21 protein-coding genes are annotated in these 20,040 nt (G+C 69.1%); 4 read left to right on the top strand and 17 right to left on the bottom strand.

Going from position 1 to position 20,040, the window contains the following annotated elements:
• Positions 1 to 61 precede the first annotated feature (61 nt).
• The 6 genes from IF46_RS0104815 to IF46_RS0104790 are packed head-to-tail and all read right to left on the bottom strand — an operon-like array spanning position 62 to position 4,511.
• Positions 62 to 898: an S-methyl-5'-thioadenosine phosphorylase gene (locus tag IF46_RS0104815; protein ID WP_051723647.1), complete on the bottom strand. Its 837-nt coding sequence runs from the start codon at positions 896 to 898 to the stop codon at positions 62 to 64.
• Entirely contained in the window at positions 895 to 1,296 is a 402-nt protein-coding gene (locus tag IF46_RS0104810) for a hypothetical protein (protein WP_036391022.1), read from the bottom strand. The genes IF46_RS0104815 and IF46_RS0104810 overlap by 4 nt, the downstream gene beginning before the upstream one ends.
• Complete coding sequence (locus IF46_RS0104805; protein ID WP_084597755.1) at positions 1,293 to 2,459, bottom strand: molybdopterin-dependent oxidoreductase; 1,167 nt, start codon at positions 2,457 to 2,459, stop codon at positions 1,293 to 1,295. Before IF46_RS0104805 ends, IF46_RS0104810 begins: the two co-directional genes overlap by 4 nt.
• Positions 2,456 to 3,160 (bottom strand): class I SAM-dependent methyltransferase, encoded by a 705-nt coding sequence (locus IF46_RS0104800; protein WP_232233934.1) that lies wholly within the window; start codon positions 3,158 to 3,160, stop codon positions 2,456 to 2,458. The genes IF46_RS0104805 and IF46_RS0104800 overlap by 4 nt, the downstream gene beginning before the upstream one ends.
• Positions 3,157 to 3,837: a TIGR04282 family arsenosugar biosynthesis glycosyltransferase gene (locus IF46_RS0104795; RefSeq protein ID WP_030487044.1), complete on the bottom strand. Its 681-nt coding sequence runs from the start codon at positions 3,835 to 3,837 to the stop codon at positions 3,157 to 3,159. The genes IF46_RS0104800 and IF46_RS0104795 overlap by 4 nt, the downstream gene beginning before the upstream one ends.
• Positions 3,834 to 4,511: a glycosyltransferase family 2 protein gene (locus IF46_RS0104790; RefSeq protein WP_030487043.1), complete on the bottom strand. Its 678-nt coding sequence runs from the start codon at positions 4,509 to 4,511 to the stop codon at positions 3,834 to 3,836. The genes IF46_RS0104795 and IF46_RS0104790 overlap by 4 nt, the downstream gene beginning before the upstream one ends.
• Before the next feature lie 147 nt (positions 4,512 to 4,658).
• Between IF46_RS0104790 and IF46_RS0104785 the strand changes: the two genes are divergently transcribed.
• A complete protein-coding gene (locus tag IF46_RS0104785) occupies positions 4,659 to 6,014 on the top strand; it encodes a hypothetical protein (RefSeq protein ID WP_051723646.1) in 1,356 nt (451 codons plus the stop codon).
• On the opposite strand, the gene IF46_RS0104780 is transcribed toward IF46_RS0104785, so the two are convergent.
• Positions 5,986 to 7,065: an NAD-dependent epimerase/dehydratase family protein gene (locus IF46_RS0104780; protein ID WP_030487041.1), complete on the bottom strand. Its 1,080-nt coding sequence runs from the start codon at positions 7,063 to 7,065 to the stop codon at positions 5,986 to 5,988. The two genes, IF46_RS0104785 and IF46_RS0104780, sit on opposite strands and share 29 nt — an antisense overlap.
• Positions 7,066 to 7,223: 158 nt before the next feature.
• On the opposite strand from IF46_RS0104780, the gene IF46_RS0104775 reads away from it, so the two are divergent.
• Complete coding sequence (locus IF46_RS0104775; protein WP_030487040.1) at positions 7,224 to 7,919, top strand: response regulator transcription factor; 696 nt, start codon at positions 7,224 to 7,226, stop codon at positions 7,917 to 7,919.
• On the top strand, positions 7,912 to 8,928 hold the full coding sequence (locus IF46_RS0104770) for a sensor histidine kinase (protein ID WP_030487039.1): 1,017 nt from the start codon (positions 7,912 to 7,914) through the stop codon (positions 8,926 to 8,928). The genes IF46_RS0104775 and IF46_RS0104770 overlap by 8 nt, the downstream gene beginning before the upstream one ends.
• 8 nt (positions 8,929 to 8,936) lie before the next feature.
• Here IF46_RS0104770 and IF46_RS0104765 read toward each other — a convergent pair whose 3' ends face one another.
• From IF46_RS0104765 to IF46_RS0104725, 9 genes are all read right to left on the bottom strand, one after another.
• A complete protein-coding gene (locus IF46_RS0104765; RefSeq protein WP_157562589.1) occupies positions 8,937 to 9,620 on the bottom strand; it encodes a hypothetical protein in 684 nt (227 codons plus the stop codon).
• On the bottom strand, positions 9,607 to 10,170 hold the full coding sequence (locus IF46_RS34225) for a M57 family metalloprotease (RefSeq protein ID WP_198041352.1): 564 nt from the start codon (positions 10,168 to 10,170) through the stop codon (positions 9,607 to 9,609). The genes IF46_RS0104765 and IF46_RS34225 overlap by 14 nt, the downstream gene beginning before the upstream one ends.
• A 195-nt stretch (positions 10,171 to 10,365) precedes the next feature.
• On the bottom strand, positions 10,366 to 11,109 hold the full coding sequence (locus IF46_RS33070; RefSeq protein WP_051723645.1) for a TetR/AcrR family transcriptional regulator: 744 nt from the start codon (positions 11,107 to 11,109) through the stop codon (positions 10,366 to 10,368).
• Complete coding sequence (locus IF46_RS0104750; RefSeq protein WP_030487035.1) at positions 11,043 to 12,083, bottom strand: branched-chain amino acid ABC transporter permease; 1,041 nt, start codon at positions 12,081 to 12,083, stop codon at positions 11,043 to 11,045. The genes IF46_RS33070 and IF46_RS0104750 overlap by 67 nt, the downstream gene beginning before the upstream one ends.
• A complete protein-coding gene (locus IF46_RS0104745; RefSeq protein ID WP_030487034.1) occupies positions 12,080 to 12,952 on the bottom strand; it encodes a branched-chain amino acid ABC transporter permease in 873 nt (290 codons plus the stop codon). Before IF46_RS0104745 ends, IF46_RS0104750 begins: the two co-directional genes overlap by 4 nt.
• 70 nt (positions 12,953 to 13,022) lie before the next feature.
• Positions 13,023 to 14,267 carry an ABC transporter substrate-binding protein gene (locus tag IF46_RS0104740; RefSeq protein ID WP_051723644.1) on the bottom strand — a complete coding sequence of 415 codons (1,245 nt, stop codon included), beginning with the start codon at positions 14,265 to 14,267 and terminating at the stop codon, positions 13,023 to 13,025.
• Positions 14,268 to 14,317: 50 nt separating this feature from the next.
• A complete protein-coding gene (locus tag IF46_RS0104735; protein WP_030487032.1) occupies positions 14,318 to 15,010 on the bottom strand; it encodes an ABC transporter ATP-binding protein in 693 nt (230 codons plus the stop codon).
• Positions 15,003 to 15,767: an ABC transporter ATP-binding protein gene (locus IF46_RS0104730; protein WP_232233932.1), complete on the bottom strand. Its 765-nt coding sequence runs from the start codon at positions 15,765 to 15,767 to the stop codon at positions 15,003 to 15,005. Before IF46_RS0104730 ends, IF46_RS0104735 begins: the two co-directional genes overlap by 8 nt.
• Before the next feature lie 97 nt (positions 15,768 to 15,864).
• Complete coding sequence (locus tag IF46_RS0104725) at positions 15,865 to 17,526, bottom strand: tannase/feruloyl esterase family alpha/beta hydrolase (RefSeq protein WP_036391019.1); 1,662 nt, start codon at positions 17,524 to 17,526, stop codon at positions 15,865 to 15,867.
• A 372-nt stretch (positions 17,527 to 17,898) separates the two neighbouring features.
• On the opposite strand from IF46_RS0104725, the gene IF46_RS0104720 reads away from it, so the two are divergent.
• The gene (locus tag IF46_RS0104720; protein WP_030487029.1) at positions 17,899 to 18,726 is read left to right on the top strand and encodes an SDR family oxidoreductase; all 828 of its coding nucleotides are present in this window, start codon (positions 17,899 to 17,901) and stop codon (positions 18,724 to 18,726) included.
• Between the two features lie 232 nt (positions 18,727 to 18,958).
• Here the strand turns inward: IF46_RS0104720 and IF46_RS0104715 are convergent, their stop codons facing one another.
• Positions 18,959 to 19,999, bottom strand: a complete 1,041-nt coding sequence (locus tag IF46_RS0104715) for a helix-turn-helix transcriptional regulator (protein ID WP_157562586.1) — start codon at positions 19,997 to 19,999, stop codon at positions 18,959 to 18,961.
• Positions 20,000 to 20,040: the final 41 nt, after the last annotated feature.

Genomic DNA, 20,040 nt, shown 5'->3' with positions numbered 1-20,040 from the left:
CGTACGGCCACGGCAGCCGTCGGACCGGTCACGAATCCTTTCCGAACTCTTACGACGGTCGTCACTGCGTACCGGCCAGGGCCTGTCCGCACGGGCAGCCATCCTGCTCTGGCGGCAACGCTTTCACCGCGTCGCCGAGCAGGAGACGCAAGCGATCGATGTTTCGGGCGAAGACCGTGAACACCTCCTGCTGGGTCACGCCCTGACCGACCTCGACACCCGAGTCGAAGTCGGTCACCAGTGACAACGCGGTGTAACACAGCGCCAATTCGCGGGCCAGCACCGCTTCGGGATGGCCGGTCATGCCGACCACGGCCCAGCCCTCCCGGCCGTACCACAGTGATTCGGCCCGGGTGGAGAATCGGGGCCCTTCGATGACGACCATCGTTGCGCCGTCGACCGGCTGCCAACCCGCGGATCGGGCGGCGTCGAGGACCGTGGCTCGCCCCACCGGGCAGTACGGGTCCGCGAAGGGGACATGAACGACCCGAGGAAGGTGCCCGTCCGCGCCTGGCTCCCCGTCGTAGTAGGTCTGCTCGCGGCCGTAGGTCCGGTCGACAAGTTGGTCCGGTACGACGAGGGTGCCCGGGCCCAGGTGTGGTTGCAGGCCGCCCACGGCGCCGGGTGCGAGCACCTGGCGGACGCCGAGCGCGCGCAGCGCCCACAGGTTCGCCCGGTAGTTGATGCGGTGCGGGGGGAGGGTGTGCCGGCGTCCGTGGCGGGGCAGGAACGCCACCGACCGACCGGCGAGATTCCCGACGGAGAGCGAGTCGCTCGGTGGTCCGTACGGGGTGTCGACGGTGACCTCGGTGATGTCGTCGAGGAATTCGTAGAAGCCGGATCCGCCGATCACGCCGATCTGCGGGCGTTCGGTCGTGGGTGCTTCTCCTGCTGTCATGGTTCCTTCTTCTCCGTGGTGGTGACGATCAGAACGATCACGATCGCGGCCCAGATGACCGCCAGCCCGGCGGCGAGCCCCAGCGGGTAGTCGCGGTCCGGTAGGCCCGGGTTCGGGGGTGCCGAGGGCGGTCGCCACAGCAGTGGGACCGCGATGAGCAGCAACGTGGCGCTGGCCATCAGGCCTGCGGTGATCCAGGCCAGGCGCAACCGGTCGGTCACCAGTCGGCCCAGCGCCAGCCCGACCAGTCCGACCAGCGGTGCCACCAGGACGTCGTGCAGCACCGGGCCGCCGATCAGCCACGGCAGGACGGCGTCGAGCTGGGGGAGGAGCAGCCAACCGCCGTACGCCGTGGCCGCCGCGCCGAGAACGAGTAGCAGCAGTCGTACGGTCCTCACCGCAACACCTCCAGCCGGGCCACCCACTTGGTCTGCAGGACGCCCGGCCGGCTCGGCGCGATGAGTCGGCAGGGGTAACCGTGGTCGGGCGAGAGCTGCTCGCCATTGATCCGCAGGGCGAGCAGGGTCAGCGGGTCACCGGCGTGGGCGGCAGGGAGTGTGCTCGCCGCGTACAGGCCGTCGGCCTCCAGTGAGGTGATCCGAACTGGTCGGCCGGTCGGTGCGCCGGCTGAGCGGAGCAGCTCGACGACGGGTACGCCGGTCCAGTGGGCCGAGGCGCTCCAGCCCTCGACGCAGGCGATCGGCAGCTCGGCCGTGCGTTGTGGCAGGGCTGCCAGCTCGGCCAGGGACAGGGTGTCTCGCCCGCCCGGCCAGACGATCTCCAGCCGCCAGTCCGGTGCAACGGTGATGCGCGCGGCAGCCGCCGTCCGGTTGATCGGGATGCCCTGTGGTCCGGAGGCGGAACGCCACGCCAGCGGCGACACCCGACGCAGCCACGGCACGGTGACCCCGGCGGTGGCCAGCACGGCGATGCCGGCGACGCCCGCCGAGGTACGCAGGAACGCGCGTCGCTCAGCCGATTCTCGATCGTCAGGCCCGGTGGCGGTGGCCTCCAACCCGCTCCGGCGCCGCAGTGACGTGCTCAGCGCCGCGCGGGCGACCGGGAGCTTCACCGCGACGTGCAGCAGCAACGCACCCACCACCAGCCAGGCGACCGCGTAGTGCGCCGTCGGGAAGAAGAAGCCCCACGGGTACGACTGGGCGGCGTTGAACAAGCCCGTGACCAGCTCGAAGAACGCGGCGCAGACCAGGACCAGGACGGAGATCCGTTCCAGGGCGTGCGCGGACAACCGGATCGGCTGGCGCAGGGGTGGACGGACGAACAGCCGGGGGTAGACGCTCCACAGTTTGGCCAGCAGCAACGGGATCGCCGCGACGCCGGAGAGCACATGGACACCCTGGGTGACCCGGTAGAGGTTGACCGGTCGGGTCGGCCAGGTGAACCAGCCCGCCGGGTGCTGGATGAAGTGGCTGAGCAGCCCGGTGGCGAAACACAGCCCGAACGCCACTCCGAGCCAGAGCCCGAGCCGGGCGGCGACCAGCGGTGAGTGCGACGGCGCGGTGAAGTCCTCGGGGGCGGGGAGGCGTGGCCGGCGGATCATGAGCGCACCAACTCGGCGAACCAGCGGGGACCGAAGCGGAGCCGGTCCGCGACCCGCAGGCCGGCAGCGACGGCGATACGCCCCACCGCCTCCACCCCGACCCGCGCCCAGGCAAATGCCGGTCCCTGTCGTTCCCCTTCGCCGGAGGAGCCGGACAGGACGTACGCCTGTCCCTGCCACAGCCCGGCTCCCGGCGGTTCCACCTCGACCACAAGCGTTCCCTCGGCCACGATCAGGGCGCCGCAGCGGCGCAGCAGCCGGACCGGGTCGCCACCGATGCCGATGTTGCCGTCGATGAGTAGGGCGTGTGACCACCTCCCCTCGCCGGGAAGTGGTGCGAAGACGTCACGACGCAGGGCGATCACCCCCCGGCCCTGGGTCAGCCGCACCGCCTCGGCGGAGATGTCCACCCCCAGCGCGACGAGACCTCGCTGGGCGAGTGCCTCGGTCAGCCGGCCCGGGCCGCAGCCGAGATCGATCGTTGGCCCGGCGCACCTGTCGACGACGGACTCGATCGCCGGCTCGGGCGGGCCGTGCCAGCGCCGTACCGGCAACAGGTCACGTCGTCCGTCGGCGTGCACCAGCCAGTGTTCGGGTTGGGCCTGCGACATCGGGGCGACCGGCGTACCGCACGCGGCGGGCCACCCGTCGAGCCCGCCCAGCACCATCCCGAAACCGTCGAGACTGATCGTCGAATTCACCGGGGGAGTCCGTTCGCCAACTGGCTGCCTACCGCCTCGACGGCGTCCGCGAACCGGGTGCCGGGCAGGTCGGCCGCGACCGCCAGCGCTGTCGGCCAGTCGTCGACGTCGCGCTGCACCGGCAGGATCGCCGGGTGTACGCCGTACCCGCGCAGAGCGGCGAGGGTGCGGCGACCGGTGTCGTCGGTCGACATGGGCACCTCGCGTAACGCGTTCGCGTAGGTCGGATCACGGAGCCCGAGTGCCCACCAGCCGCCGTCGAGCGCAGGCCCGAGGACTGCGCCGTGTTCGGCGAGCCGCTCCAGCGCGGTGGTGAGCAGGGCCGGCCGGAGCTGTGGCGTGTCCATGCCGATCTGCAGCACCGGTTGGCCGGGAAACGTCGCAGCGGTGTCGGCGTGGGCGTTGGCGAGGCGGTCGGCGAACGTGGCGCCACGTTGCGGAAGAAGGTGCCAACCCGCCAACGCGGCGATCAGCTCCGCGCCGTACTCGGCCTCGTCGAATCGGCCGGCGTGGGCCAGCACCGGAATGGTCGACGCGGTGGCGCGCACCGTCGCGAAGGTGTCCAGCAGCGCCGCCGCGGCGATCCGGGCCGCCTGCGTGGGGTCGGCGGGCGGGCAGAGGCGCGTCTTGACCAGCCCGGGGACCGGTGCCTTCGCGACCAGGAGCAGGACATTCACCGGGCACCACCGACGCCGGCGCGCAGCACCGCGGCGAAGTCCCGGGTCGCCCGCAAGGTGCCCCGGACCGACCCGGAGACCTTCGATCTGGTGCCGGCGGCCCGCGGCGCGTACGCGACGTCCAGCTCGAGAATCCGCCAGCCCGCCTCGGCCGCGCGCAGCAGCAACTCCAGGGGGTAGCCGAACGCCCGGTCGGTGACACCGAGTCCCAGCAGCGCCTCCTGGCGGGCCACCCGGATCGGGCTGATGTCGTAGACCGGCACGCCACGACGCCGCAGCAGCGCGGCGACCAGGGCGTTGCCGGTACGGGCATGCCAGGGCCAGGCATCCGCCGAGACCGGCCGACGTCGCCCGACGGCGAGATCGGCCCGACCATCGCGCACCGCCGCGACGAGCCTGGGCAACTCGGCCGGGTCGAACGAGCCGTCCGCGTCGAGCACGCAGATCAGCTCCGCGTCCGCCGCCAGCAGGCCCGCGTGCACGGCCGCGCCGTACCCGCGTCGTGGCTCGTGGACGACCCGGGCCCCGTACTCGGCAGCGATGACTGGCGAACCGTCCGTGGAGCCGTTGTCGACCACGATGGCGCGGTAGCCGGGCGGCAACCCGCCCAGTACGGCAGGTAGTGCGGCCGCCTCGTCCAGACACGGCAGCACCACGTCGATCGTTGTGTGCATACCGGCGACGCTAGGCCCGCCACGGGCCGTCCGGACCGCTGTCTCTGCTTACGAATCCCTTACGCGGCAACGGATCTTACGACTCCCTGACGTCTCCCCGGCTGGCTGTCGGATCCCTGGTCGGAGGTCGTATCGTCGGCCGTCACCATGACCATGATGACCCGGCCGGGACGACCCCGGTCCGCCGACGTGATCGTCCTCGGTGCCGAGGTGGCCCTGCTCGCCGTCGCCGTCACCGTCGGCGCGCTGCTCAACCATCGGGGCGTGCGCCTGCATGCCGACGCGGCTCCGCTCTACGCCAGTTGGGGGCCCCATCTGGGGCTCGGCACCCCCGTCGCTCTCCTCGTCGCGGCGCTGTTCGTCTGGCGCGGGACGCGCTGGGGCGCCGACATCCGATGGCCGCGGCTGCTTGCGGTCGGCTACGTCGCCTCGGTGCTCTGGACACTGTCGTTGGCCCTGGTGGACGGCTGGTCCGCGGGGTTGACCGAGCGGCTCACCGTGCAGGCCGAGTACCTGCACGAGGTGCCCCGGGTGACCGATGTCGGAATCATGCTGGCCGGCTTCGCCGACCGGATCCTCGACTTCCAGCCCGACTCGTGGTCCACCCACACCGCCGGTCATCCGCCGGGAGCGTTGCTGTTCTTCGTCTGGCTGGAACGGATCGGCCTGGGCGGCGGGACTGCCGCCGGGCTCGCCTGCGTGTTGCTCGGCGCCACGGTCTCGGTCTCGGTGCCGGTGGCGCTGCGGGCGTTCGGCGTCGAGGACGCGGCCCGGGCGGTGTGGCCGTTCCTGGTCCTCTTCCCGGGGGCGGTCTGGGTGGGCGCATCCGGGGACGGCATCTTCGTCGCGGTGGTCGCGGCTGGGCTGGCGCTGCTGGCGGCGGGTGGCCGACCCTCGGCCGCGCTCGGCGGGCTGCTGCTCGGCTTCGCGCTCTACCTGTCGTACGGGTTCGTCCTGGTCGGGCTGCTCGCGCTGACAGTGGTGTTGCTCCGGGCGCGGGACCGTCTCGGCGTGCTCCTGGTCGCGGCGACGGCGGTCGCGGCCGTCGTCGCCGCGTTCACCCTCGCCGGTTTCTGGTGGCTGGACGGCTACCACCTGGTGGCACGCCGTTACTACCAGGGCTGGGCGGCGGAACGTCCCTACGGTTACTGGGTCTGGGCGAATCTCGCCGCCCTGCTGCTCTCGGCTGGCCCGGTGGTCGGGCCGGCGCTGCGGCGGGCGGTGGCCGCCGTGTCGATCCGACCACCGGCCGCGACTGCCCTCCGACAAAGGGTCGCCAGCGCCGGACCCACCGTGTGGTTGCCCATCGCGGCGGCGGTGGCCGTGCTCGCGGCGGATCTGTCCGGGCTCAGCAAAGCCGAGGTCGAGCGGATCTGGCTACCGTTCACCGTCTGGCTGCTCGTCGCCACCGCGCACCTGCCCACCCGTCACCGGCGGATGTGGTTGGCGGCCCAGGCCGCCACGGCCCTCGCCGTCAACCACCTACTGTGGACGGTGTCGTGACCGATGCCGGATCCCGCATCACCGCCGTGGTGAAGTCCGCTATGCCAGCGGCGAAACCGATTCGGGCGGTGAAGCCGAGCAGCCGGGTGGCGCGCGCCGGATCGGCCACGACATGCCGTACGTCGGCCGCCCGCCCGCCTCCGACCGTGACCGGCGCTGGCCCGCCCATGGCCGAGGCCAACTCGTGGGCCAATTCGCCGACGGTGTGCGGTTCACCCGAGCAGACGTTGACCGGGACCAGGGGGTCCGGAGCCGGCGTCGTGAGGGCCAGCAGGTTGGCCGTGGCGATGTCAGTCACGTGGACGAAGTCGCGCCGTTGCCGGCCGTCCTCCAGCACCCGGGGCGGCTGCCCGGCGGCCAGGGCCGACCGGAAGATCGACGCCACCCCGGCGTACGGGGTGTCGCGGGGCATCCGTGGACCGTAGACATTGTGGTAGCGCAGCGCCCAGACCGATCCGTCGGTCTGCCGGGCCCAGGCGCCGGCGAGGTGTTCCTGGGCCAGCTTCGTGGCGGCGTACGTGCTGTGCGGCTCCAACGGCGCGTCCTCGGGCACGAGACCGGGGGAGAGCGCCCGGTCACAGCGCGGGCAGGTCGGCTCGTAGCGGCCCTCGGCCAGGTCGGCGGCCCGGCGGCCGGCAGGCCGGACGATTTCGTGAGCCGGGCAGTGGTAGCGGCCCTCGCCGTAGACCACCATCGAGCTGGCCAGCACCAGGCGGCGTACCCCGGTGGCGTGCATCGCCGCGAGGAGGGTGGCCGTGCCGAGGTCGTTGTGCGCGGCGTACCGGGGAGCGTCGGCCGGGTCGATGCCGTGGCCGACCATGGCTGCCTGATGGCAGACCGCGTCGACCCCGGCCAGGAGCCGGGTCAGCAGCTCGCCGTCGCGGACGTCGCCGACCACGAGGTTGTGCCGCTCGGCCCAGGATGGTGGTGTCGCACCGTGCGCCTCGGGCAGGAGCGCGTCGACGGCCACCACCTCGTGCCCGTCTTCGCTGAGCAGGTCAGCGACGTGTGAACCGATGAATCCGGCTGCCCCGGTGACAAGTATCCGCATTCCGGTCACCGTATGACCCCGGGTACGCCCGGGCGGGTCTGCGAAGGCGGCCGTAAGAACCTCGCAAGGTTTGCTGGTGTGGGCGGGCACCGACGCGTGGCTAGGCTGGGCCGACGGACCGGTGGGGGAGACATCGACGGGTCGGAACGGGGAGGCTTGTGACACAGCGGGTGCTGGTGGTCGACGACGATCAGACGGTGAGCGACGTCATTCGTCGTTACCTCGAGAACGACGGCTTCCAGGTGAGCCTTGCCGCGGATGGCGCGGCGGCACTGGCGGCGGTGCAGCGGCAGGCGCCACACCTGGTCGTGCTTGACCTGATGCTGCCCCGGATCAACGGCCTCCAGGTGTGCCGGGAGTTGCGGGCCCAGCCGGACGGCGTACCGATCATCATGCTGACCGCGCGCGGTGACGAGTCCGACCGGATCCTCGGGCTGCAGCTCGGCGCGGACGACTACCTGACCAAGCCCTTCTCCCCTCGGGAGTTGGTGCTGCGGGTCCTTTCGGTGCTGCGTCGTGCCGGCAGTGAGTCGCCGCCCGAGCGGCCGGAGGCGCTCACCGACGGCAGCCTGGTGGTGCACACCAGCTCCCGAACCGCCCGCCTCGCCGGTAGCGACCTGGCCCTGACGCTGCGCGAATTCGACCTGCTCGCCTACCTCATGCGGCATCCGTCGCGGGTGTTCGGCCGTGCCGAACTCCTTGAGCAGGTCTGGGGATGGAACTTCGGGGACCACTCGACAGTGACCGTGCACGTACGCCGGCTGCGGGAGAAGATCGAGGCCAACCCGGCCGATCCGCGGCGGATCGTGACTGTCTGGGGCGTCGGCTACCGGTACGAGCCGGCCGATGCGTGACGTACTACTGATCTTTGCGATCTCCCTCGGTGGGGCACTGGGCATCGGACTCGCCGGCGCGGTGCTGCTGCGGGCGCTTCGACGCAGCTCGATCACCGTGCACCTCAGCGTGCTGCTCACCACCACGGTGGTCGCCGTCGCGGTGGGGGTGATGGCGGTCGCGGAAGCGATGTTCCTCTCCGCACACGACCTTGAGGTGGTGCTGATCACCGTCGCGGCGGCAGCGGTGGTCAGCCTCGCCGTCGGCGGGCACTTCGGCCGTCGACTGGCCCGCGCCGCGGTCTGGCGTGACCAGGCCCGGGAGCGGGAACGGCAACTGGAGAAGGGCCGGCGCGACCTGGTCGCCTGGGTCTCGCACGACCTGCGTACCCCGCTCGCCGGGCTGCGGGCCATGGCGGAGGCGCTGGAGGACCGGGTGGTCCGTGATCCGGACACGGTCGACGAGTACCACCGCCGGATCCGGTTGGAGACCGACCGGATGACCCGACTCGTCGACGACCTGTTCGAGCTGTCCCGGATCAACGCGGGAGCGCTGCGGTTGTCGTTGACGGCGGTGCCGCTCGCCGAGGTGGTGTCGGACGCGTTGGCCAGCACCACCCCGCTGGCCGACGCGCGCCGAATCAAGCTGATCGCCAGCGAGTCCGGCTGGCCGACGGTGGCCGCGAGCGAACCGGAGCTGGCTCGGGTCGTGGCCAACCTGCTGCTCAACGCGGTCCGCTACACCCCGGAAGACGGCACGGTACGCATCGAAGCCGGCCGCGAGGAGGACCACGCCTGGCTGTCGGTCACCGACACCTGTGGCGGCATCCCCCCGGCCGACCTTCCCCGGCTGTTCGACATCGCGTTCCGTGGTGAACCGGCCCGTACCCCCGGCCCGGGTGACGGTGGGGCGTCCGGAGGGCTCGGCCTGGCCATCGTTCGTGGCCTGGTGGAGGCACACGGAGGTCGGGTCGAGGTGCGAAACACCGCCGAGGGCTGCCAGTTCGTGGTCCGGTTGGCCCTGCGCTGACGTGGGCGTTACCGCAGGTTGTCGACGAGGTTGGCGAGTTCTGAGATCGTCGACACCTTGGCGATGTCGCCCCTGTACTGCGCCTCGTCCTTCACCGGCTCTTCGGCCAAGGGTGTGTCGAGGGTGTCACGGGATGTCGATGCCCAGAGTCCGCGAGAGTTGACTACGCGGTACAGCCCTGCCTCACCATTCCCCTTCTTGGCGCGTAGGAAGAGGACCATGTCGTCCTTCGGGAGCGATGCGGACATTTCCTCGGCGACCCTATTGATCGATTGTCCACGCCCGGGAATAACCATGAATTCGAGCGGGACCACCGAAGGAAGGCTGCCGTTGCCCGCGAGTTGTCGGGTGACGGCCAGCTCGACGGATACGTAGTGGACCGTGTCGTTACCCTCGGCGGTCAGGGTGCGGATCTTTCCTACCTTGCCGAAGCGGGCCAGTACGGTCGCGTCAGCGGTCTTCGCCATAGAGTCGAGGGCGACATAGGGCTCCACCTCGTCACCGGAGACCCGGAACGTCTGCCAGAAGCGCTCGTCAGAATTCTGCGCCTCGGCCGAATCTGTCGTTGGGCCGCTGCTCGAGCGTGGCTCGGCGCACGCCGCCAGGGACATCGACATGCCGAGGAACAGCGCCGCGATAGTGGCGACCCTTCGTGCCCGGCGTGGGTCGTTGGCCTTCTCAGTAGGTCGCATTGAGGTGTCCTCGGTCGTGGGTGCTCAGGGTTGATGAGTTTCCGCCATCAGCGGTGCGCTTTACGCAGGAAGCCTGTTCCGACGTGTGCCGCAGGCCGACGCTGTGGGCGACCTCGTGGCAGACGATCCGGTTCGCTGGCGGGTTGTACTGCTGGTTGATCCGCACCCACTGGGTCGCGCAGCGCATGTTCGGGTGGCTGCCGCTCGTCGGTCCATCGCAGGCGTTCCAGCCGTTCAGCCCGTTGTCGCCATAGTCGGAATCGTAGATGCAGGTATCGAGGCTGGAGTCGCAGTACGTTGGGGACGCGATGGAGACGTTCAGGTCGGTGGGGTTGTACTGCCCGTTCATGACGGTGGTCACCGCACTGCTGTAGGTACTCGTAAGCGAAATCCTGCCGACGACGAAACTCGCGCTGGTCGTCAACCACACGCCGTTGGTTGTCCCGGTGATACCTGTTGTCCCCGTGGACCCGAAGTTGCTGGCAAGGGCGGGCGACGCGCTGATTGGCCCAGCGACAGCCACTAGGGCGGCGGCGAAGGTGACGGTCAATGCTCGGAATGAAACCGATCTAGACATGTCGATACCTTAATGAGACAAGATCTCTCCGTCAAGAACGAATTGCTCTCCGTAATCATGGGTGTGGGCACCTCTCGTCTACGGCGCTACGAATGTTGACCATCCGTTGGACGTCGGGGCGCCGGCAGCGGTTCCCGACGAGTGCACTAGGCGCTCTGGCCGCCGCGACTAGAGCACCTCCGCTGCCGCGTCCCGCAACGAGACCAGGACGCGGCGATTGTGCGGTGTGTCCGGCAGCGCCGCGAGCAGTAGCGGGGAGGCGGAGTAGGTCGACTGGTGGGCCATCAGGCGGCGAACCCATTCCATGCCCGCCTCCACCTCGGCGATGGCATCGGTCGCGCCGGCGCTACGCACCCAGTTTCCGAGCGCGGATCGGTGGATCGCGTCGATGAGGGCGGCAAGGGCCGTCGCCTGGAAAGGTGGGGCGTCGGCCGCTAGATGGTCGCGCAGGAACGACCGGGTGAGCGCCACGTACCGCTCGTGTTCTATGACCTCCCGTTTCCGTAGCTCGGAAACGACACGCGTCAGTTTGTAACGCCGCAGGACGAGCTCGGGCCGAGTGAGGAAGTCGCGCAGTGACTCCTCGGTGGCGGCGATGACGGCCTCTACCGGGTCCGTGCCAGGGGCGGCGTCATTGAGGCATCGCTCGACGAGCCTGAGGCGTTCGGTGTGGTCCGGAAACGCGAGCTCGTCCTTGCTCTCGAAGTGTCGAAAGACGGTGCGGCGGGACACACTTGACGCCTCCGCGACGGCTTCGACGGTGACGTTCGCGTACCCCTCCTCGAGGAAGAGGGCCATTGCCGTCTCGGAGATCCGATACTTGGTCTCGAGTATTCTGCGCGACGTCACCGACGGGTGCCCCCTCCTGATCTGGTGCGGCGCGACGAACGGCGCTGCTGCCAGGCCAGCCATTGGTGACGAACGGTACCCCAGAGCCCACGGCGGAACAGCAGCACCACGAGGACGAAGACCGAGCCGGTGACCAGGTCGATGCCGTCGAAGCCGGACGAGGCGAGGTAATCGGCGAGCAGCACGGCCAGGGTCGCGCCGAGGACGCCTCCCCACAGCGTGCCGATACCGCCGAGCACCGTCATCAGCACGACTTCGCCGGAGGTGCTCCAGTGCAGCTCGGTCAGCGCGACGAAACCGTGGTTGATGGCGAACACACCGCCGGCCAGGCCGGTCAGTCCGGCGGATAGCACGAACGCGACGACCTTGTACTTGTCCACCTCGTAGCCCAACGCCCGCGCGCGCTGGGTGTTGTCGCGGATCGACACCAGAACCCGTCCGAACGGCGAGTGCACGATCCGCCAGGCGGCCCACATGCCGAGCAGGAGAATCGGCAGGGCCGCGTAATAGAAGTAGAACGAGTCGGTCTCCACCAGTTCGACGCCGAAGAAATGCCGGGGTACGCCCTGCAGGCCGTTCTCGCCACCCGTCAGGCCGCTCCACTGGTACCCGACGAAGTAGACCATCTGCGCGAAGGCGAGGGTCACCATCGCAAAGTAGATCCCGGACCGGCGCACCGACAGGTACCCGGCGGGCAGCGCGAGGATCATCGCGAACAGCGCGCCGCCGATGATGGCCACCGGAAACGGCACACCGTAGTTCGTCGCGATCAGGCCCGTCACATAGGCCGAACTTCCCCAGAACGCCGCGTGTCCGAAGGAGAGCAGACCCGTGTAGCCGAGCAGGATGTCCAGTGCGATCGCGAACAAGGCCATCGCGACGATGTCCATCGCCACCGGCGGATAGACGAACCATGGCAGTGCCAGCGCAGCCACCAGGCCGCCGGCCAGCAGTACCCATCGCAGCCTCGGGTTTGCCGCCGCGACCACCGGGTGCGCCTCGGTGACCGGGGCTGGAGTAGCCGTAGACTGGCTCATGCCGTCGCCTCCTTGCGTCCGAACAGCCCGGCGGGGCGGACCAGGATGACCAGGGCCATCAGGACGAAGATCAGGACCTGCGCGAACGTCGGGGCGTAGGCCTGACCGAACGCCTCCACCAGGCCCACCAGGAAACCCGCGACCACGGCGCCGACGATCGAACCGAGCCCCCCGATAACCACGACCGCGAACAGAATGATCGCGAAGTTGTTGCCCATGTCGGCCGTGATCGCGCGAAACGGTGCGGAAAGCACGCCGGCCAGGCCGGCGATCGCGACGCCGAAGCCGAACACCGGAGTAACCCAGCGGCCGACATTGATGCCCAGCGCCCGGGCGAGCTCGGGTTTCTCGGTCGACGCCCGAACGATCATGCCAACCCTGGTCCGCGTCATCACCAACCAGACGAGTACACAGATCGCCACGGAGAAGAGAAACACGAAGAGCTGATAGCGGGGCAGCACGACGCCGGCCAGCTCGACGCGTCCCTGGAGCGCCTCCGGAGGCGTGTACGGCAACCCGGAGACGCCGTACTTCTGCTTGACCAACTCGACGAGGACGAGGGTGAGCCCGAACGTGAGCAGGAAGTTGTAGAGCGGGTCGAGCCGGAGAAGCCACTGCACGAACAGCCGCTCCACCACGACGCCGAAGGCGAACATCAGCACCGGCACCACCAGCAGTGACCACCACAGCGTGAGGTTGAGGGTGTCGAGCAGGACGGCCGCGGTGACTGCGCCCAGCATGTAGAACGCGCCGTGGGCGAAGTTCACCACCCCCAGGACGCCGAAGATGATCGCCAGTCCCAGGGCGGCCAGCGCGTAGAAGCTGCCGGCCGCCAAGCCCTGCACGGCGTACTGCAGCAGTGCGTTCATGCCTTCCTTTCCTGCTGCTGATCCTGGGCGCCGAGGGACGCCGGGGGCGTACGAAACCGGATCACCCCGGTCACCTCGAGCAGGTGGACGCTTCGGCGGGCGGGAATGCCTTCGAGGCGGGAATCGTGGTCACGATCTCCTCGTAGTCCCAGGGCTCCTTCACCTCCGACGGCTTCTTGACGCGGGCCAGGTACGCGTCGTGGACCACGAGGTGGTCCTTGGCGCGAACTTCGCCGTTGCGCAGGAACATGTCATTGATCTTCTTGCCCTCGAGCTTGCCGACGACCGCGTCGGCGTCGTCGGTGCCGGCCTCCTGGACCGCCTCCAGGTACTGCAGCGCGGCGGAGTAGTTGCCAGCATGTTCGAAGGTCGGCCGGGCTCCGGTCTCGTCGCGGAACCGGTCCGCCCACGCGCGCGACTCCGCGTCCATGTTCCAGTACCAGGCGTCGGTGAACATCGTGCCGGCGAACTGCTCGACGCCCAGGGAATGGATGTCGGTGATGAGCATCAGCCCCACGGCCAGGTTGATGCCCTTGTCCTTCAACCCCGACTCGTTGAACTGCTTGACCACATTGATCAGGTCGCCGCCCGCCTGCATCGTGCCGATCACGTCAGGATTGGTGCTGCCGGCCTTGGTGAGGAAGGTCGCGAAGTTGTCGTTTGGGAATGGCGTCGGGATGGTGCCCTGCACGGTGCCACCCGCACCCTTGATCGCCTCGGTGAAGGACTTGGTCATGTCCTGGCCGAACTGGTAGTCGGGGTAGATGATGTGCCAGTTCTTGTCGCCGTTCTGGGTGACGGTGGTGCCGGTGCCGTTGGCGAGCATGTAGGTGTTGTACGCCCACTGGAAGGTGTACTTGTTGCACTGGGCGCCGGTCAGTGCGGTGGTCGCCGCGCTGACGTCGAGGAACAGCTTCTTGTGGCTCTTCGCCTGGTTGGCGACGGCCAGGGCCGCGGACGAGGTCGGCACGTCGAGGATGACGTCCGCGCCTCCGCGCTCGTACAGCTCCTTGGCCTTGGTGTTGGCGATGTCCGGCTTGTTCTGGTGGTCGGTCGACGTCACCTCGATGTCGTCGACGACCGCCCGATCGCCGTACTTCTTCTGGTAGTCGGCCACCGCCATCTTCACGGCCTTGACGGAGTTGGGCCCGGACGCGTCCTTGTAGATGCCGGACTGGTCGTTGAGGATGGCGAGCACCAGCTTGCCGTCAGTGAAGTCACCACCGGATCCGCCGGGGCCACCGCCACCGCAGGCGCCGAGGAGCAGGACTCCGGTCATGGCCACGGCACCGGCCCGAATCTGTCTGCTGTTCATGGTGGTTCTCCTGTCTGGAGTCGGGTGCGTCGCGTCGACTGCTCGACGGGTCAGATGCCGAGATGCTTGAGCAGCTCGCCCTCACGCCGTTGGAGGTCGGCGGTGTCGAGGGTCTCGACGATGCGGCCCTGGCTGAGCAGGTAGTGCCGATCGGCCACGGTGGCCGCGAACGTGACGTTCTGTTCGATGAGCAGCACGCCGACGCCGGTGGCCTTGACCTCGCGGATGATCTCTCGAATCCGCGCCACGACCACCGGGGCCAGGCCCTCGGAGGGCTCGTCCATCAGCAGCAGACAGGCGCCGGTCCGGAGTGCCCGGGCGATGGCCAGCATCTGCTGCTCCCCACCGGACAACGTGGTGCCCCCGGCCTTTCGGCGACCGGCGAGCTCGGGGAACGCCTCGTAGACCCGCTTGAGCGTCCATGCCCGTTCGGAGACGCTGGGTGGGAGGAGCAGGTTCTCCTCCACGGTGAGGCTCGCGTAGATGCCACGGTCGTCCTGGACCCAGCCCATGCCGGCGCGGGCACGCTGGTGGGCCGGCAGCCGGGTGACGTCGCGGCCGAGGAAGCAGACGGCACCGCTGACCTGCCGGTGCAGGCCGATCAGGCACCGCACCAGGGTGGTCTTGCCGGCACCGTTGCGTCCGACCAGGGTCACGACCTCGCCCTCGCCCACCCGCACGTTCACCTCATGCAGCGCCTGCGCCTCGCCGTACCACGCATTCAGAGCAGTGACCTCAAGCATGGTCGGCCTCGCCCAGGTAGGCGGTGATGACCCGTTCGTCGTTGCGGACCTCGTCGTAGGCGCCCTCGGCGAGGATCTTGCCCTGCTGCAGCACCGTCACCCGGTCCGCCAGGCTGCCGACGACGTGCATGTTGTGGTCGACGAACACCACGGTGCGACCTGCCGCGATGCGCCGGACCAGCTCGATGGTGCGGTCGACGTCCTCGGTCCCCATGCCGGCCGTCGGTTCGTCGAGAAGCATCACCCGTGGGTCCAGTGCCAGCACCAGTGCCAGCTCCAGCGCGCGCTTCTGCCCGTAGGCGAGCAGGCCGACCTGCTTGTCCGCCAGCGTCATCAGCCCCACCTGCGTGAGCAGGTCATCCACCCGGGTGCGATTGCCGCCGAGGAGCTTCTCCGACCGCCAGAACCGGAACCCCTGGCGGGTGAGCCCTTGGAGGGCGAGCTCCACGTGCTCGCGGCTGGTCAGTGTCTCGAAGAGGCTGGTGATCTGGAAGGATCTGGCCACCCCCCGGCGAGCGACCTGCTCGGGCTGTTTGCCGGTGACGTCCTCGTCGAACACCCTGATCGCCCCGGACGTCGGAGCCACGAAGCCGGTCAGCAGGTTGAACAGCGTGGTCTTCCCCGCGCCGTTGGGACCTACCAACGCGTGTACGCCGCCCTCGCGGACCACCAGGTCCACCGAGTCGACCGCGCGGAAGCCGCGGAACACCTTCGTCAGGGCCTGCGTGCGCAGCGCCACCCGGCCGTTCGTCGTCACACTGCTTCCTTCCAGGCGACCTTTGGGAGAGCGGAGAGGGTCGGCGTCGCGCGGCGTCGGCGGTCGAGGCCCGGCGAAGGCGCGCCGACGGCGATCGTCAGCGCACACAGACGAAGCTCTGGGCGTTGTCGGGGTCACCCGAGCGGTACTTGGGCCAGCCCGGGTACTCGCAGAGCGGGCGCGTGCGGCCGTTCCTGCCGTCCACAGCAACCGGCGCGACCGGCGGCTGTCCCTTCTCGACCCACCGCTCCAGAGCGGAGAGCGAGTCCCAGTTGGCAGCGAAGGCGGGTGCGCCGAAGTTGGCGTGGTTCGCCCCGGGCACGAGGTAGTACCGCATGAATTCTGAGGCCTGTCGGGGCCCGACCGTATCGAGCACCCGTCGGTAGTAGTCGTTCGTCGAGCGGTGCGAGACCAACTCGTCCGCGGCCCCGTGCAGGAGGAGCAGCTTTCCGCCGGATCGGGCGAAGGGACGAAGGTCGGAGTTGTTGCGATCCTGAATGGTGGACAGGTGGCTGATGCGGGGGAGCCACTTCCCTGGTCGCCGAGGGTCGACATCGAGGGAGTTGTGGCCAGGATCCCTCGTCAGAAAGTACTTCACCCACTGGTCCCAGTACTGGACCCCGTATCCGCTCGTCACCGGCATCGGGTTGGCGGGCGCGGAGGTGCCGAATCCGAGGATCGGCGTCCTCATGTCGGCACCGGAGAGGAGCGGGAAGCCGGGGTAGTAGCGCTCACCGCTGGCGATCCGGTACGGCCACACGAACGGCGTGGACGCCGCGATCACCGATGTGAGTTGCGCATCGGAGAGACAGGTCGGGCCGGTGTCGGCGCCCCGGGGGCAGCGGAGCGTCCGGGGGTCGAAGTCGCAACCGTCGAGGTTCGAGACGGTGTGGTCCTGGAGACCATCCCGCCCGTCGCAGGCCGCGATGACGCTGTTGTAGAGGAGGGTCTGCTTGTCGGGCCCGGGGAATGCGCCAGGCCGGGACATCACCTGCGCCAGGTATCCGAGGTGCAGGATTTCCGCCGTGTTGTTCCAGGCCGGGTAGGCGGAGATGACGCCATCGAAGTCGTCCGGCCACCGCTGGGCGACGACGAGGGCCTCACGACCGCCTGTCGAGCCGCCCGCGAAGAACGTTCGGCCGGGTTCTGCGCCGTAGCCACGACGGATGAGGTACCGGGCGGCGTCGTGGGTCTTCTTGAGCGCGTCGCCGGCGGCGAAGTTGCGCAGCGCCTCGTCGTTCATGCCGAAGGACCCGTCCAGGGACCCTGCGGGACCTGCCTGATGTCCGGAGTCGCTCGCGAACGTCGCGTAGCCGCGAGCCAGGGGCGCTGGCTGGTCCGGACGCCCGAATGGCATGTTCTGCGCGATGCTGGGAATCGTTCCGTTGTATCCACCGCCGCCGAACATCATCGCGTTGTGGTTCCAGTCGCGCGGCATGGCGAGTTGCAGCCTGATGTCCGGCGCGGAGGGATCGACCGGGAAGAGCGACGCGCCGACGTTGCAGTACTCGACGGTCTCGCCACCCACGGTCTGGGTCGCCAGGCTTGCCGACCCGACGCGGCCGCCCCTGGTCGGCAAACCGATCGCTGATGCCGGGATCTCTCTCCCCGCCAACTCCGCGCATCTCAGGGTCGTGCCCGGCGAGGCGGCGGCCGGCGCGGGCCCGAGGATCGCCGTCGCGCCCACCAACGTGGTGGCGAGCACCAGCCCGGCGGGGAATCGTCTCGATCTTCCACGAACTCGCAGCACTCGCTTCATAGCGGATCTCCTGCCTAAGCACGCTGTGCCGCCAGGCCGTTCAGATGCGGCACTGAGTGCCAACACTGTGCCATGGGTCACATTTACCCGCAAGGGTCGGGCCGGGCGTGCGCGCCGACTGGCGGACCTGGGCGCTGTCAGGGAGGCGGGCGGCAGTGATGGCACTCGATGGCGAGGATGGGGTGGCGCGGCGGCACTGCGTGCCACTGCCCAATCAGGGAAGGTGGTGCCAACTCCCGAATCGGCGGACCGGGCTTCGCGCCGGATACCTGACTCGTCCGGTTGGCGACGGTCGACCTGTCTTCACTCTCCACACCGCATCTGACACTGTGCAATCGCAAAGTCACTCAATGGATAGGGCGGGTGGAGAGCATGACGAAGTGTTGGTTGATCACCGGGTGTTCCAGCGGACTCGGTCTGGCCCTCGCGGGCCGGCTCGCCGCCGAGGGCGAACAGGTGGTGGCAACGGCCCGACGGCCGGAGACCCTGGATGGACTGGTGGCGCGGCATCCGGACAACGTGGTGGCTGCTGCCCTCGACGTGCGGGATCCGGAGCAGTGCGCGGCAGCCGTCGAGCGGGCGGTGCACGCCTTCGGTGGCGTCGACGTCCTGGTCAACAACGCAGCCTATGGACAGTTCGGCGCCTTCGAGGAGGTCTCCGACGCGGAGCTCGCCGCGCAGTTCGACACCAACGTCTTCGGGCCGTGGCGGCTCACCCGTGCGGTGCTGCCGTTGTGGCGGGCGCAGCGCCGGGGGCACGCCGTCTTCGTCAGCTCGGTCGCCGGCATGGTGCCCTTCCCGGGCCTCGCCGCGTACACCGCGAGCAAGTTCGCGGTGGAAGGAGCGGCCGAATCGCTGGCCGCCGAGGCCGGACACCTCGGGGTGAAGGTCACCATCCTGCAGCCGGGCGGCTTCGCCACGGGTTACAGCGCCAACCTGGTGCTGCCGCAGCGCCGCATCGCCGACTACCTGCCGGTCGACGATGGCATGCTCGGCGCGCTACGCGGCATGAACACCACGGCGGGAATCAACTCTCCCGAACTCTTCGCCGACGTCGTCTGGCGGCTCGGTCAGATGGAGTCTCCGCCGCTGCGGTTGCCGATCGGGCCTGACTCGGAGACCTTCCTGGAGCAGGCATACGACGCCCGGCGCAGTGAGTACGACCAGGTCATCAAGGCAGGTCATCACACCAGCTCCTGATCAGGTACGCGCCGGTCTGGGTGGTGCCGCTGGACCGAGCATGACCGGCGGGCGGCCGCACGGAACAACATGTCACGCAGGTTCCTGCGGCTGTTCGCCGCCGCCCGGCCCGCGCAGAATTTGGGTATGCCGGGCGACACGACCGGCAATCATCGCCACCGGAAGGGAGAGCGAGATGCGGATCCTCAGCGGCGGGAACTCCACAGGTTGGGACTGACCGACACGGCCGTCCTCACCCCGCCTCGGTGAGATCGTCCAATAGCCCGCGCTGCCGCGCGAGCACCCCGGCCTGGAACCGGCTCTCCGCACCGAGGTCATGCATGATCTCTGCGATGTGCCGCCGGCAGGTGCGCACCGAGATACTCAACTTGCGAGCGATGAACTCGTCTTTCCGGCCGGCCGCCAGCAGGTGTAGCAGTGCCCGTTTGAGGTCGTCGCCGGCCACTCCGTAGCCACCGTTCGGCGTGGTCTCGTCGTCGAAGGGCAGGGCCGAGGCCCAGACCTGCTCCAGCGAGCGATACAGGTAATCCACCACGGACGGCTCCCGCAGGACGACCGCGCCGCTCGCGAGCATGTTCGGAATGACTGCAATCTCACGGTCGAAGATGATTATCCGGTCGGTGATCTCTTCTCGGGTGCGCACATCGCAGCCCGCATCGACGAGCTCTTTGAGGAAAGGGCGCATGCGCGGATGGACACGCACCGGGTGTTGGTGGACCGTTCTTATTCGAATCCCGCGTGCCAGCATTTCGAGGTCCTTCGGCAGGGACTCCTCGATGGCGCCGTCCGATAGCACCCCGGGATGGGCGCTGAAGACCTCGACCGTGCACCGCCGGGCGATCCCGGCGAGAGTGGCGCGGACCCGGTCGACCTCGTCGATGATGTCGATGGCCTCACGCCGATTGCGGACCTGGCGGGTGTTGAAGTAGATCGGGTTGAAGGCCAGCAGGGTCGCCTCCAGCGCCTCCATCCGGCGCTGGCGCTGACGAACCTCGAACTCCAGGGGGGCGACGAGCTCCGCGACGGCCGAATCCGGGCTGTTCGCCACGAGCACGTCGGGCTCGTCGGGCGCGTGCCGCAGCAGCCGCAGGGCCAGCAGCGAAGCCAGGGCCTCGGCCAACTCCTCAGGCGACTGTCCAAGGACGGTCGTGGCGTCCTCCAACTCTGCGCTGGATACCTGGCCCCGTTGAAGAATCCACTGGTAGAGATTGGCCGCTTCAACAGTGATTGTGCGCTCTGGCCGGTTTCCCTGTCGGTGGTCCTCAGCCTTCACCGGGTCACCTCACCACCCCGACAGCTCAACATATGGAAATG

The organism is Micromonospora chokoriensis, from assembly GCF_000718555.1.
GTDB lineage: Bacteria > Actinomycetota > Actinomycetes > Mycobacteriales > Micromonosporaceae > Micromonospora > Micromonospora chokoriensis_B.
This window is presented reverse-complemented; position numbering and strand designations above follow the sequence as displayed.

What these genes read in the sequence shown, in the direction of transcription:
- IF46_RS33070 (WP_051723645.1), bottom strand. Translation starts at nt 11,109, where the DNA reads ATGGCTGGCCTGGCAGCAGCGCCGTTCGTCGCGCCGCACCAGATCAGG.
- IF46_RS0104765 (WP_157562589.1), bottom strand. Translation starts at nt 9,620, where the DNA reads ATGCGACCTACTGAGAAGGCCAACGACCCACGCCGGGCACGAAGGGTC.
- IF46_RS0104745 (WP_030487034.1), bottom strand. Translation starts at nt 12,952, where the DNA reads ATGAACGCACTGCTGCAGTACGCCGTGCAGGGCTTGGCGGCCGGCAGC.
- IF46_RS0104720 (WP_030487029.1), top strand. Translation starts at nt 17,899, where the DNA reads ATGACGAAGTGTTGGTTGATCACCGGGTGTTCCAGCGGACTCGGTCTG.
- IF46_RS0104780 (WP_030487041.1), bottom strand. Translation starts at nt 7,065, where the DNA reads ATGCGGATACTTGTCACCGGGGCAGCCGGATTCATCGGTTCACACGTC.
- IF46_RS0104790 (WP_030487043.1), bottom strand. Translation starts at nt 4,511, where the DNA reads ATGCACACAACGATCGACGTGGTGCTGCCGTGTCTGGACGAGGCGGCC.
- IF46_RS0104735 (WP_030487032.1), bottom strand. Translation starts at nt 15,010, where the DNA reads ATGCTTGAGGTCACTGCTCTGAATGCGTGGTACGGCGAGGCGCAGGCG.
- IF46_RS0104815 (WP_051723647.1), bottom strand. Translation starts at nt 898, where the DNA reads ATGACAGCAGGAGAAGCACCCACGACCGAACGCCCGCAGATCGGCGTG.
- IF46_RS0104740 (WP_051723644.1), bottom strand. Translation starts at nt 14,267, where the DNA reads ATGAACAGCAGACAGATTCGGGCCGGTGCCGTGGCCATGACCGGAGTC.
- IF46_RS0104785 (WP_051723646.1), top strand. Translation starts at nt 4,659, where the DNA reads ATGACCATGATGACCCGGCCGGGACGACCCCGGTCCGCCGACGTGATC.
- IF46_RS0104725 (WP_036391019.1), bottom strand. Translation starts at nt 17,526, where the DNA reads ATGAAGCGAGTGCTGCGAGTTCGTGGAAGATCGAGACGATTCCCCGCC.
- IF46_RS0104750 (WP_030487035.1), bottom strand. Translation starts at nt 12,083, where the DNA reads ATGAGCCAGTCTACGGCTACTCCAGCCCCGGTCACCGAGGCGCACCCG.
- IF46_RS0104805 (WP_084597755.1), bottom strand. Translation starts at nt 2,459, where the DNA reads ATGATCCGCCGGCCACGCCTCCCCGCCCCCGAGGACTTCACCGCGCCG.
- IF46_RS0104770 (WP_030487039.1), top strand. Translation starts at nt 7,912, where the DNA reads ATGCGTGACGTACTACTGATCTTTGCGATCTCCCTCGGTGGGGCACTG.